Below are 13,226 nucleotides of genomic sequence, written 5' to 3'. Positions count from 1 at the left end.
GCCGTTGGTCATGGATGTCCATTCGCTGATCGAGATCCGATCGCCGTCGTTTCCCATCGCTCAGAAAGCAACTGGGCAGACGCGCCCCCGGAAGGGTTGTCGGTCGACAGCGAATCTTGCCGCTCCGAAGCTCCCGTTCTTTTTTCGAGATCGGCGTTAATCGGGCCGAGCCGTCGAGGCTATTGTTCTGTCACTCGGGATTGTGATTTCACGACGGTTTTTATCTTCGCCACAGCTTCGAGGGTGCGATGCACCGGGCACTTGCCGGCAATCTCGGCAATCTTGTCGCGAAGCTCCTCGGAGACCTCGCCATCGACGGAAATGACGCGCTCGAAACGATCGATTCGGGCGCCACCGCTGCGTTCCGATTCGGTGCACTCTTCGCAGTCCCTGGCATGGATCTTCGCGTGCGAGACGTCGACGCCGATGCGCCCGAGGGTCAGCTTTTTGTGGTCGGCATATAGGCGCAGCGTCATCGACGTGCAGGCGCCAAGTGCGATCGACAGGAAGTCATAGGGGAAGTCTGCTCGTGACCGCCTGTTATAGTGGTTTATGCCATGTCGGAAATATCGTATATCCCGCAATTCCAGGCAGGAAATTGCACCATGCATCGCATCGGCTTTGTTGTCTTTCCAAAATTCCAGCTCATGGGCTTCGCGGCGGTCAGTGCCTTCGAGATGGCGAATGTCGCCCTTGGGGAGCCGGTCTATGGGATAGAGTTGCTTTCGGAGAGGGGCGGAGAGGTCAAGTCGTCAGCCGGCTTTGGCGTCCTCACGAAATCCTTCGACAGTACACTCTATGACACCGTGATGTTCGGCGCCGGGACGACTATCGAGCCGAGCACGCCGGGACTGATCGAGTTCGCGCATCACGCGCTGGAAACGGCGCGGAGGGTGGCAGCGCCATGTACCGGCGCCTTCGTGCTTGCGGAGTCGGGCCTGTTGGATGGTCGACGGGCGACAACGCACTGGGCCTTTGCGCGCCAGTTGCAGGAGCGCTTCCCGGCAGTAAAGGTCGAAGAGGACCGCATCTTCATAGTCGACGGCAGCGTCTGGACGTCCGCCGGAATGACCGCCAGCATCGATCTCGCGCTGGCGATGATCGAGAAGGACCACGGCCCGCAGGTCGCTCGCTCGGTCGCGCGCAAGCTTGTTGTCTATCATCGGCGCGCCGGCGGCCAGTCGCAGTTCTCGGCGCTGCTCGAGCTCGACCCGAAGTCTGATCGGATTCAGCGATCGATCGATTACGCCAAGGCAAACCTCCGCAGCGTCCTGTCGGTAGAAGAGCTGGCTGATGCGGCGCGATTGAGTGCGCGCCAGTTCAGCCGCGCGTTTCGGGCCGAGACAGGACAATCGCCCGCGAAGGCCGTGGAGAACCTCCGCGTGGAGGCGGCACGGCTGATGATGGAGCACGGTCGGCATTCCATGGACGTGATCGCCGAGGAAGCCGGCTTTGCCGATAGCGATCGCATGCGCCGGGCCTTTCTTCGCGCGCTTGGCCAGCCGCCCCAAACGATCCGGCGGAATGCGCGTGAGAGCGCATAGGCGCCCGGAAGCTGCCGAATGAGTGCCCGGATAGGGAGCTTCACCCCGGACCTCGGCGAGTGCAGACGCAGCGGCATGAGATTGTATGTATCCCAGTGTGTCTACTCGCCTGATTTCGACATAAGCTTTCAATTTCACCGGCGGCGGACACAGTGGAGATAAGTCGGTGCCCGCATCTGCTGCTGTCTTCATTCAATCGGGGAAAAATCGATGACAGAGGAAATCAATCGGCCGAGGCGGCATTTCATCGGGATAGCGGCACTGGCCGTTGCTGCCGCGCAGCTCGGCATGACAGGTATCGCCCAAGCGCAATCAGCGAGCCAGGTCCGCATTCCCGCGATCGCGCCTGGGACGAACACGTCCTTCGGCTCGCTCAAGCAGATCCACGCCGGCGTCCTTAATGTCGGCTATGCCGAATTCGGAGCGGGCGATGCGCCGGCGGTCATTCTTCTGCATGGCTGGCCCTACGACATCCACACCTATGTCGATGTGGCGCCGCTGCTGGCGGCGGCCGGCTACCGTGTGATCGTCCCCTATCTGCGCGGCTACGGGACAACGCGTTTCTTGTCACCCGACACGCCGCGCAATGGCCAGCAATCGGCGATTGCCCTCGACATCATCGCCTTGATGGATGCGCTGGGCATCGAGAAGGCGATCATCGGCGGCTGTGATTGGGGAGCGCGGACGGCCAACATCATCGCCGCGCTCTGGCCGGAGCGCTGCAAGGCCCTGGTTTCCGTGAGCGGCTATTTGATCGGCAGCCGTGAAGCCAACAAGAAACCCTTGCGGCCGAAGGCCGAGCTTGCCTGGTGGTACCAATTCTACTTCGCAACGGAACGCGGCCGCGCCGGCTACGAGCAATACCGGAATGATTTCGCCAGGCTCATCTGGCAGATCGCATCGCCGAAATGGAATTTCGACGATGCCACCTTCAACCGCAGCGCGGCGGCGTTCGAGAACCCGGATCACGTTGATATCACGATTCACAACTACCGCTGGCGGATCAGCCTCGCCGACGGCGAGCGGAAATATGACGTTCTGGAAGAACGGCTCGCCAAATTCCCGTTGATCGGCGTTCCGACGATCACGCTGGAGGGCGATGCCAACGGCGCCCCGCATCTCGAGCCCGCAGCCTATGCCAAGAAGTTTTCGGGCAAGTACGAGCATCGGCTGGTTACGGGCGGCATCGGTCATAACCTGCCGCAGGAAGCACCGCAGGCCTTTGCCCAGGCCGTCGTTGACGTCGATCATTTCTGATCACTTTCGCCCGTGCGTCTTCCAGGCCCACAAAGGTCGCTGTACACTTCTCGAAGCAGCCCTTCCAGTCAATCGGGAACGGCTCCAGTTGTTTACGTGGCGCTTCCAACAGCGTTTCCAGGAAAAGTGCCTAGCACTTATTCGCGCCGTGCGGCGCATCCTTGTCGCCTCCCCAAGCTATCTCGCAATGTTCGGAACACCTGAGATGCCAGACGACCCCAGTCGACATTCCTGTATCGCCTACGACGCGGACGCGATCTCAGAGACCTGAGAGCTGACGAACAGTGGGCGGACCCGCAAGGCATTGGCCGGCAAAGTACTGGCTGCGAACAACGGCGAGCTAATCTCAAGACTGGCGGAAGACGGGCAGGGGGGTGCCCTGCTGCCGCGTTTCATTGTCGACGATGCGCTGTCGCGCGGCACTATCCGCTCTACGAGGAGTTGCCGATGCGCGTCGCAAGGTTTTCGGACTTTTTCGAAAGGTACGTTACCCATATGAGCCCGCTGTGTGGATGCGAACTCCTGTATTCGGCTCGAAGGTCTCCTTTCCGCCAAAAGGCGAGCAAATGTTACAAGATTTTGGTGACGCCCGCAGGCATCCTTCCTTTGCGACGGACATAAAGGGCCTAATATCGAGCCCTTCTGCTGTCGAGATCTGTCAGGTCGGGAGCATCGGCGTCGCGGCCAACGCCTGTTGCAGCAACAGAGCAGCATCTGGGAGGTGCGGATGAACCATAGCACGGGAACGGAAGAGGGCGTCGGCGCTCATTTTGGCCTGCCGTATGCTCGATGTCTGCCGGCTAGGCCGGTTCGGGATGCCGGATTTTCCGTGACGCGCCTGGAATTGCGGTTCAACGGGGATGCCGACCGCCTGGTGTCCTTGCCGCCGGACGAATCCTACTTTCTGATGTTGTACCTCAAGGATGCGCATCATTCCGACGTTGCTTCCAATGGCGCCGAGAGCGAGATTCGCCGCTTCCGGCAAGGTTCCATTTGCCTTGTCGATCTTGCCCAAGGCGCCTGCATCCGGCTGTTCAGCGATCTCGAGTCCCTCGCCTTCCAGCTACCGCGCGCATTATTTCGGGAAATCGCTGAGTTCTCGACTGCACCGAAAGCGACCAGGCTCCGATGCCGACGAGGTGAGGACGATGACGTCATGCGAAATCTCGGAGCGGCTCTTCTGCCGCTGTTCGAGAGGCAAGGGAACTCCCAGACTGCGGTCTTGCAGCACATCGCCATCGCCATCTGTGCCCACCTGCTTCACGCCTATGGCGATCATCCCCGTCAGGGAGGGGCGAGTTCAACGCAGCTTACAGTTTGGCAGGAAAAGGCGGCCAAGGACTTCATGATCGACCATTTTGCCGATCACTTCCCGATGGCGGCAGCAGCTTCTGCGGCTGGTATTTCCATCCGTCGCTTTGTCGACGGCTTCAAAGGAGTAACGGGCCAGACGCCACAACAGTGGCTACTTTGCTATCGAACAGCGCGCGCCAAGCAGTACCTCCGCGAGCGTTCTTTAACACTCGCGGAGATCGCCACCCGTTGCGGCTTCGCCGACGAGGATCATTTCACCAAGGGTTTCCGCCGCGTTACGGGCAGCACCCCTTCAGCCTGGCGATCGCGTTGGCTGCATTGACAGCGGTTCTGGATTCGTGTCCGTATAAGGGTCGCAGTCGACCCCTGGACACAGCAGGTGAACGGTGTATCGCCCCCAGCCAGAAATCGGGAGACCACGTCGATGGCCATGCACGAAGGATCGAACGTCGCAAGTTGGGGCCGGGGCCCGCTCATCAAGTCAATTATTGCCGGCGATATAAGGGTGACGAGGACCTGTTCCGACCGGTTCGATCTGGACGTCGCACCGGCCATTCCCTGCACAGACGCATTTGGCGTTATTGTTCAACTTCGTGACTTCGAAGCCCATCGGCTATGGCGACGTGGCCGATTGGTTTACGAGGGTGGACATGCAAAGGCGTCGCTGGCAATCACTGACTTGCGCGACGAGTGGCAGTGCCATCATCTCTCGCCGTTCGACAATATCCGCTTCCATATTCCCTTTTCCCGCATGCGTGCCTTTGCCGAAGAGGTGGGCCGTAGCGAATATGTGGCACTCACTTGTGTCCAGGGTCGCATAGATCCGGTCATGCATGGCCTTGCCCAGGCATTGCTGCCGTCGCTCGATGATCCCGACAAGGCCAATCCCCTTTTCCTGGAGCAGATCAATCTCGCGATGCTGGCGCACCTTAGTCAAACCTATGGCGGGCTGCACTTTCCAATGGACAAGAAAGGGACCTTGTCGCCCTGGCAGGAAAGACTCGCAACGGAATTTTTGGCTGCTCATTTCAACAAGCCGTTCTCGATCGGAGATCTGGCCTCTCGCTGCGAATTGTCGCGCAGCTATTTCAACAAGGCCTTCAAAGAGAGCTTTGGGCGCACCCCTTCAAGATGGCTCACCGAGTACCGGGTCGCACGGGTCAAGGAACTCCTGTTGCAGGACCTATCGATTGCGGAGGTCGCGATCAATTGCGGCTTCGCGGATCAGAGCCACATGACCAGGGTTTTCACAAGTCTGACTGGCGACACACCGGCACGCTTCAGACGAAAGAACAGACCGTTCGGCGTGGCTTTGGATGCGCTCGGGCTCTGATCGCCTCCTCCGGCTCGGATCGTTCAAAACGGGTGAGTTTCGTTCAAGAACGTTATTCCAGTCGCAGCGATAATGCGGCGATCCAGGGCGACTTTGCGACTTCGCACAGGGCCTCAGTCCTATGCCGATGATCGTGGTAAAGAGGTTCGCGCAGGTAAGCTCTAAAAGTACGGGACCCAAGGCATGACGGGCGTCGCAGCCACCAAAAGACACGACAGCCTCGGTTGCTCCATGGACAAGCTCGACGACAACCGAACGATCGAGGGTCGCGACATGACGTTCTATCGCAAGAGGTCTGCTTCGGCGCCGCAAGAAGGGGTCACGACACCAGCGACCGGGCGCGGATACCTGCTCGGTCTTTCCGCAGCAGGCGGACACAGGCGCCGGATCTTCCGAGAGCATCATTCGACTGTCCATGACTTCGAGCAAAACGCCGTCTATCTGCGGAAGTTCGCCGACGACTATCGCGCCGACCTCAGCGGTTCCTTCGACTTCATGCTGCTCGAACTCAACCACCACGCACTCGAGCGGATCGCCGACGCGGCGGACTTGAGAGGTGTCAGCGAATTGCGCCCGATTGCCGCGCACCCAGATCCCGTGCTCGGTGGCATGCTGAGCGCGCTGTTTGCAACAGTTCATGGGAGCGCAGACCGGAGTGCCTTGTTTGTTGACCAGCTCTCGGTCGCAATCGGAGTTCACGTTGTTCAGCAGTACGGCGACGGCCGCAGCGCCGTAGCCGCCACAGGACGCCGGCTTTCCGCACGTTGCCAGGCCAGGATCAGGGACCTCGTCCAGAGTCAGTTGAATGGCGAACTGAGTGTCGAACAGCTCGCTGCGGTCTGTAATCTCTCGCAGGCGACTTTTCTTCGTGCTTTCCGCGAAACGATGGGGAAGACGCCGCATCGATGGCTGCAACAACAGCGCATCGAAAAGGCCGTTGATCTGCTGCAGTTCTCACAAACCCGGTTGAGCGAGATCGCCAGCCTCTGCGGCTTTTCCGACCAAAGCCACTTCACACGTGCATTCGTACAGGCGACGGGCGCCACCCCCGGTGCCTGGAGACGAAGCAGGCAGTCCTGAACGAGGCTCGACGAGAGTCGAACGACGAGAGCCTCGGGGGAGGGACAAGAGTCCCTTGCCGCCATGCGGTTCATGCATCTCTTGATGGCTCCGCTTCGGCACATCATCGCGCATCGGGCCTCAGACTTGGCGGCGATTAAAAAATACAAAAGTCCGTCGTTGGCTACAAGAATCGCGCTGCCGTCCTCGGCATAGTCGCAAACATCGGCAACCAACAGAAAGAGGCCAGTACCATGACGCTGAACGCAACACCGACCCCCGGCAATCTTCTCGTCTCGCCCAAGGACCACGCGCTGATCATGATCGACTTCCAGTCGCAGATGTCGTTTGCGACAAAGTCGATCGACGCTGTGCAGCTGCGCAACAACGCGGCCCTGGTCGCCAACGCGGCCGCCGGCTTCAAGGTGCCTACGATCCTGACGACGGTTGCGGAAAAGAGCTTCTCCGGTCCCATGTTCGCGGAGATAACCGATGCCTTCCCCGGACAACGGCTTCTCGACCGCACCTCCATGAACACCTGGGAGGACGCGGCGGTGATCGAGGAGGTCAACCGCATCGGCAAGAAGCGCCTTGTGTTCTGTGGGCTTTGGACATCGGTCTGCATCGTCGGTCCGACCCTGTCCGCGCTCGATCAAGGCTTCGAGGTCTATGTGATCGCCGACGCCTGCGGCGACGTCTCCGACGAGGCCCACGAGCGTGCCATGGACCGCATGGTGCAGGCCGGCGTGCGGCCGATGACCTCGCTCCAGTACATGCTGGAACTGCAGCGCGACTGGGCCCGCACCGAAACCTACGACATGACCACCGGCATCGCCAAGAAGTTCGGCGGCGCCTATGGCCTCGGCATCATCTACGCCAAGACCATGTTCGGCGCGTCCGAAGGCCACTGACCATTACTGGGCTTGCTCACCTGAGCACCCGTTCCGACCGCACCTGTGCGGTCGGAACGGCGACGACCATTCGTTAAAGGGTTTGACGATGAAGATGTATCTCCTCTCGCTCGGGGCCGGCCTTCTCGTCGGCGTCATCTACAGCCTGCTCAACGTTCGCTCACCGGCTCCGCCGGTGATCGCGCTGGTGGGGCTTCTGGGCATCCTCGTCGGCGAACAGGCGGTACCGCTCGTCAAGCGCCTGTTTTCAGGCAATCCGGTCACTGTTTCCTGGTTCCATAGCCGCTGTGTCCCGCACGTCTTCGGGGAACTACCGATCGGGGCCGATCACGATCATGCAGGTGTGCCCAACCGTACATCGACGAGGGAGACCAGCTAATGCCGACACGACGCGGTTTTCTGGGAGCAGCGTCTGCCCTGGCGCTCCCCAACCTGTTTTCACCGGCGCGAGCCGCCAATTCCGCTTCGATATCAGGAGACAAGCCAGTGACCGCCGATCTGATCCTCCACAACGGTTTGCTGACAACGCTCGACCGTACGAATCCGAACGCGACGGCCGTTGCCATCAAGGATGGCACGTTTCTCGCGGTCGGACAGGATCAGGAGAGCATGGCGCTTGCCGGGCCTGACACCAAACTGGTGGACCTCAAAGGCAAGCGCGTGCTTCCGGGTCTCAACGACAACCACACCCACGTCGTCCGCGGCGGCCTGAACTACAACATGGAGCTGCGCTGGGACGGGGTGCGCTCGCTTGCCGACGCGATGGACATGCTGAAGCGGCAGGTCGCGATCACGCCGCCGCCGCAATGGGTGCGCGTCGTCGGCGGCTTCACCGAGCACCAGTTCGCCGAAAAGCGGCTGCCGACCATCGACGAGATCAACGCGGTGGCGCCGGATACGCCGGTGTTCCTGCTGCATCTCTACGACCGGGCGCTGCTCAACGCCGCGGCACTTCGCGCCGTCGGCTTTAGCAAAGACACTCCGAACCCGCCCGGCGGCGAGATCACTCGCGATGCCAACGGCAATCCCACCGGTCTCCTGCTCGCCAAGCCGAATGCGGGTATTCTCTACTCGACGCTTGCCAAGGGGCCGAAGCTTCCCTTCGAGTATCAGGTCAATTCGACGCGTCACTTCATGCGCGAGCTCAATCGCCTCGGCGTCACCAGCGTCATCGATGCAGGCGGCGGCTTCCAGAATTATCCGGACGACTATGCCGTCATCCAGAAGCTCGCCGATGAAGGGCAGATGACCGTCAGGCTCGCCTATAATCTCTTTACGCAGAAGCCGAAGGAGGAGAAGGAGGACTTCCTCAAATGGACCTCCTCGGTCAAATACAAGCAGGGTGACGACTACTTCCGCCACAATGGTGCCGGCGAGATGCTGGTGTTTTCGGCGGCCGATTTCGAAGATTTCCGCGAGCCGCGGCCCGACTTGGCACCGGAAATGGAAGGCGAACTCGAGGAGGTGGTCCGCATCCTCGCCGAGAACCGCTGGCCTTGGCGCCTGCACGCCACCTATGACGAGACGATCAGCCGTGCGCTCGACGTCTTCGAGAAGGTGAACAAGGACATTCCGCTCTCCGGCATCAACTGGTTCTTCGACCATGCCGAGACGATTTCCGACCAGTCGATCGACCGGATCGGGGCACTCGGCGGCGGCATCGCCGTACAGCATCGCATGGCCTATCAGGGTGAATATTTCGTCGAGCGCTATGGTCACGGCGTCGCCGAGGCGACGCCTCCGATCGCGCGCATGCTCGAGAAGGGTGTCAATGTCTCCGCCGGCACGGACGCCACCCGCGTCGCCTCCTATAACCCTTGGGTCTCGCTGTCCTGGCTGGTGACCGGCAAGACCGTCGGCGGCATGCAGCTCTACCCGCGCGCCAACTGCCTCGACCGCGAAACGGCCCTGCGCATGTGGACCGAAAAGGTGCAATGGTTCTCCAATGAGGAAGGCAGGAAGGGGCGCATCGAGAAGGGGCAGTTGGCCGACCTTACCGTTCCCAGCAAGGACTACTTCGCCTGCGCCGAGGACGAGATCTCGTTCCTGACCTCCGACCTTACGATGGTCGGCGGCCGGATCGTCTATGCGGCGAACGATTTCGCCAGCCTGGATGAGAATCCGCTGCCCCCGGCAATGCCGGATTGGTCGCCGGTCAGAACCTATGGCGGATACGCCGCCTGGGGCGAGCCTGAAGGGGCCGGGCGGCATTCGCTTCGACGAACCGCGATTGCGTCCTGCGGCTGCTCCAGCAGTTGCGGCATGCACGGTCACGACCATGCTGCGGCCTGGACGTCTCGCCTGCCGATCGCCGATCTGAAGGGTTTCTTCGGCGCGCTCGGCTGCTCGTGCTGGGCCGTGTGAAGATCGGCGGAAGCTCCCGATAAGGATCATGAAATGAAAAAGATTACTGCCGCAGCCGCGACGACGGTCGTGTCAAGCTTGATCAACTCGTCGTTCGCTCTCGGTCAGGACCTGGGCCAATCAACGGTCAGTCCCCGGCACCCATGGGCGAAAGTCATGGTGAACCGCCCATTGCCGAAGCATGGTGCCTATTACAACGGGTTATCTCGGACCGTCCCAAGCAAGGTTAAAAGGCCCGGGAAGGAGGCAAGACGATGAGCCTGTTTTCCCTCGAGAAGCATCTCACCACACGATTTCGGCCGGGGCTCGCCGACAGGCGCGTCCTGTTCATCGGCCTGCTGGCGCTCTGCTCGGCCTATATTCAGGGGCCGCTGACGAAGATATTCGACTTTTCGGGTGCGCTTGCCGAAATGGAGCATTTCGGCCTGCATCCGGCGCCGCTTTTCGCCGTCGGCGTGATCGTCTTCGAGCTGTCGATGTCGGCGCTCATCCTTGCTGGCATCTTCCGCTGGGCGGCGGCGCTTGCGCTTGCCGCTTTCACACTCGCCGCGACCTTCATCGCGCTTCGCTTCTGGGAATTGCCGCTTGGGATGGAGCGATCGATGGCCATGAACGGCTTCTTCGAGCACGTCGGGCTCGTTGGTGCGTTCATTCTGGTGGCATGGCACGACCTGCGTGAACATGGCGCATCCGGAAAGGGGCGGACTTCATGAGTTCTCTATCTGCAACCCCGGCGGCCGGCAGCGGGTTCGCGCCGCTTCGCCAGAAAACCTTTGCCATTCTCTGGGTCGCGACCATTGTCGGCAATACCGGAAGCTTCATCCGCGATGTCGCAAGCTCATGGCTTGTCACCGACCTCTCGAACGCCCCTGCCGCGGTGGCGGCGGTGCAGGCTGCGGGGACGCTTCCGATCTTCCTCCTCGCGATCCCTGCAGGTGTGCTGTCGGACATTCTCGACCGCCGCAAGTTCCTGATCATCATCCAGCTTCTGCTGGCCGGAACCAGCATCTGCCTCATGTTGCTGTCTGCGACGGGGTTGCAGACCATTACGTCGCTGATTGCACTCACCTTCGTCGGGGGCATCGGAGCGGCGCTGATGGCGCCGACCTGGCAAGCCATCGTTCCCGAACTCGTCCCGAAGCAGGATCTCAAAGGCGCCGTAGCGCTCAATTCGCTCGGCATCAACATCTCCCGAGCGATCGGCCCGGCAGTCGGCGGCCTGCTGCTTGCCTGGTTCGGCGCAGCCTTTACCTATGGCGTTGACGTCATCAGCTACGTTTTCGTCATCGCTGCCCTCATCTGGTGGAGGCGCGCGCCTGATGTGGACGACGGCTTGTCCGAACGCTTCTTCGGCGCATTCCGCGCCGGTCTGCGCTTTGCGAGGGCGAGCCGCGAACTGCATGTCGTGCTTCTCCGGGCGGCCGCATTCTTCGCTTTCTCGAGTTCGGTCTGGGCGCTTCTGCCCCTGGTCGCCCGCAATCTTCTCCGCGGCGACGCCGGTTTCTACGGCATCTTGCTAGGCGCGGTCGGCGCCGGTGCCATCGGCGGTGCGCTGGTGATGCCGAGACTTCGCGCAAAGCTCGATGCGGACGCGCTGTTGCTCGCGTCGGCGCTCGTCACGGCTGCCGTGATGGCTGGGCTCTCCTTCGCGCCGGCCCGATGGATAGCCATTCTGGCTCTGCTTGCGCTCGGAGCCGCCTGGATCACTGCGCTGACCACACTGAACGGGGCCGCACAATCGATTCTGCCGAACTGGGTTCGGGGGCGTTCGCTCGCCGTCTATCTCACGGTGTTCAATGGTGCGATGACCGCCGGGAGCCTGGCCTGGGGTGCCGTCGCGGAGATCGCCGGCGTTCCGACGACCCTTGTTCTCGGCGCCGTTGGACTTGCCGTAGCGGGGCTCATCTTTCACCTCGTCAAGCTGCCAAAGGGCGACGCTGACCTGGTGGCGTCCAACCACTGGCCAGAACCCCTCACGGCTGCTCCCGTCGAACATGATCGCGGTCCCGTGCTCGTCACGATCGAATACCGGGTCGACAACAGTGACCGGAGCGATTTTCTGAAGGCGCTCGCCCAGCTCTCGGCAGAGCGTCGCCGCGATGGCGCCTACGGCTGGGGCGTCACCGAGGACGCCGCCGATCCACAGAGAATAGTCGAGTGGTTCATGGTCGAATCCTGGGCCGAGCACCTTCGCCAGCACCGGCGCGTCTCGAAGGCCGACGCTGACGTACAGCAGCAAGTCCGTCGTTTCCACAGGGGTCCAGAAGCGCCCGTGGTCAACCATCTCTTGGCGATAAATCGGCCCCATCTCGGTCGCAACTGAGTGCGAGCATTCGCACGCGACGCGGGCGCTTTTATCCAAAACACAACGGAAACCGACAAGACTTGTCCGGAGGCGTCGTTAGGCTTCGAGGTGGGGCGGCGAGGAGGCGCAGAGCAAGCCTCTCCCACCCGGCCGCTCGGGCGACGCTACCTTCTCGCGCATCTGCCGTGCCGAAGGTGCAGGCGGTCCGCGGCGGCAACTTCCCATGTCAAAGCAAAGCAAAGGAATCGTTCCCATGACCCAGAATTTCATTAAGACAGAAGACGGCGTCGAGATCTTCTACAAGGATTGGGGGGCGGGCCAGCCGATCGTGTTCCATCACGGATGGCCGCTGTCGTCGGACGACTGGGACGCGCAGATGCTCTACTTTCTCAGCAAGGGTTACCGCGTCATCGCCCACGACCGCCGCGGCCACGGTCGCTCGACCCAGGTCAGCGACGGCCATGATATCGCCCATTACGCAGCGGATGTCGCCGCGCTTGCGACTGAGCTCGATCTGCGCGATGCCGTCCACATCGGCCACTCCACCGGCGGCGGCGAGGCTTTGGCCTATGTTGCTCGCCATGGTGCGGGACGCGTCGCAAAGCTTGTGATGGTAGGAGCCGTGCCGCCGATCATGCTCAAGACCGAAGCCTATCCCGGCGGCCTGCCGATGGAAGTGTTCGATGGTCTGCGCGCCCAGCTCGCTGCAAACCGTGCCCAGTTCTTCCTCGATCTGCCAAGCGGCCCGTTCTATGGATTTAACCGGCCCGATGCGAAGGTCTCTACCGGCGCAATCCAGAACTGGTGGCGGCAGGGAATGATGGGCAGTGCCAAGGCCCATTACGAAGGCATCAAGGCCTTCTCCGAAACCGATTTCACCGAGGATCTCAAGAAGGTCGAGGTGCCGACGCTGGTCATGCACGGAGACGACGATCAGATCGTGCCGATCGACAGTTCAGCGCGCCTGGCCGTAAAGTTGCTGAAGAACGGCAGGCTGGAAGTCTATGAGGGCTACTCGCACGGCATGCTGACGACCCATGCTGATGTAATCAATCCCGACCTGCTCGCCTTCATCGAGTCCTAGCAACAAGGGCCGGCGATCAGCGCCGCCGGCCCTTGAAGCTGCGCTGCCTGGCATT

11 protein-coding genes and 2 pseudogenes are annotated in these 13,226 nt (G+C 61.3%); 12 read left to right on the top strand and 1 reads right to left on the bottom strand.

Going from position 1 to position 13,226, the window contains the following annotated elements:
• Positions 1–179 precede the first annotated feature (179 nt).
• Positions 180–518, bottom strand: a pseudogene (locus JNB71_RS22110) (OsmC family protein); the annotation flags it as partial.
• Positions 519–605: 87 nt separating this feature from the next.
• Between JNB71_RS22110 and JNB71_RS22105 the strand changes: the two are divergent.
• The 12 genes and pseudogenes from JNB71_RS22105 to JNB71_RS22055 all read left to right on the top strand — a co-directional run bounded on the left by JNB71_RS22105 (position 606) and on the right by JNB71_RS22055 (position 13,171).
• The gene (locus JNB71_RS22105; protein WP_220373925.1) at positions 606–1,544 is read left to right on the top strand and encodes a GlxA family transcriptional regulator; all 939 of its coding nucleotides are present in this window, start codon (positions 606–608) and stop codon (positions 1,542–1,544) included.
• Between the two features lie 210 nt (positions 1,545–1,754).
• A complete protein-coding gene (locus JNB71_RS22100; protein WP_220373924.1) occupies positions 1,755–2,801 on the top strand; it encodes an alpha/beta fold hydrolase in 1,047 nt (348 codons plus the stop codon).
• Positions 2,802–2,949: 148 nt separating this feature from the next.
• Positions 2,950–3,308: pseudogene (locus tag JNB71_RS24765) on the top strand (LysR substrate-binding domain-containing protein); the annotation flags it as partial.
• 220 nt (positions 3,309–3,528) lie between these two features.
• Entirely contained in the window at positions 3,529–4,437 is a 909-nt protein-coding gene (locus tag JNB71_RS22095; protein ID WP_220373963.1) for a helix-turn-helix domain-containing protein, read from the top strand.
• Positions 4,438–4,539: 102 nt separating this feature from the next.
• Positions 4,540–5,448 carry a helix-turn-helix domain-containing protein gene (locus tag JNB71_RS22090; RefSeq protein ID WP_220373923.1) on the top strand — a complete coding sequence of 303 codons (909 nt, stop codon included), beginning with the start codon at positions 4,540–4,542 and terminating at the stop codon, positions 5,446–5,448.
• Between the two features lie 183 nt (positions 5,449–5,631).
• Positions 5,632–6,528 (top strand): helix-turn-helix domain-containing protein, encoded by an 897-nt coding sequence (locus JNB71_RS22085; RefSeq protein ID WP_220373922.1) that lies wholly within the window; start codon positions 5,632–5,634, stop codon positions 6,526–6,528.
• Positions 6,529–6,767: 239 nt separating this feature from the next.
• Positions 6,768–7,418 (top strand): hydrolase, encoded by a 651-nt coding sequence (locus tag JNB71_RS22080; protein WP_220373962.1) that lies wholly within the window; start codon positions 6,768–6,770, stop codon positions 7,416–7,418.
• Positions 7,419–7,506: 88 nt separating this feature from the next.
• Entirely contained in the window at positions 7,507–7,797 is a 291-nt protein-coding gene (locus JNB71_RS22075; RefSeq protein WP_220373921.1) for a XapX domain-containing protein, read from the top strand.
• A complete protein-coding gene (locus JNB71_RS22070) occupies positions 7,797–9,782 on the top strand; it encodes an amidohydrolase (protein WP_220373920.1) in 1,986 nt (661 codons plus the stop codon). Before JNB71_RS22075 ends, JNB71_RS22070 begins: the two co-directional genes overlap by 1 nt.
• Before the next feature lie 254 nt (positions 9,783–10,036).
• The gene (locus JNB71_RS22065; protein ID WP_220373919.1) at positions 10,037–10,495 is read left to right on the top strand and encodes a DoxX family protein; all 459 of its coding nucleotides are present in this window, start codon (positions 10,037–10,039) and stop codon (positions 10,493–10,495) included.
• The gene (locus JNB71_RS22060; RefSeq protein ID WP_220373918.1) at positions 10,492–12,105 is read left to right on the top strand and encodes an MFS transporter; all 1,614 of its coding nucleotides are present in this window, start codon (positions 10,492–10,494) and stop codon (positions 12,103–12,105) included. Before JNB71_RS22065 ends, JNB71_RS22060 begins: the two co-directional genes overlap by 4 nt.
• Before the next feature lie 235 nt (positions 12,106–12,340).
• A complete protein-coding gene (locus JNB71_RS22055; protein WP_220373917.1) occupies positions 12,341–13,171 on the top strand; it encodes an alpha/beta fold hydrolase in 831 nt (276 codons plus the stop codon).
• Positions 13,172–13,226: the final 55 nt, after the last annotated feature.

The sequence above is a fragment of the Rhizobium herbae genome (assembly GCF_019511375.1).
In the GTDB taxonomy this organism is placed as follows: Bacteria; Pseudomonadota; Alphaproteobacteria; order Rhizobiales; family Rhizobiaceae; genus Pararhizobium; species Pararhizobium herbae_A.
Note: the sequence above shows the minus strand (reverse complement) of the source record. Positions and strands in the feature narration are given on the sequence as shown.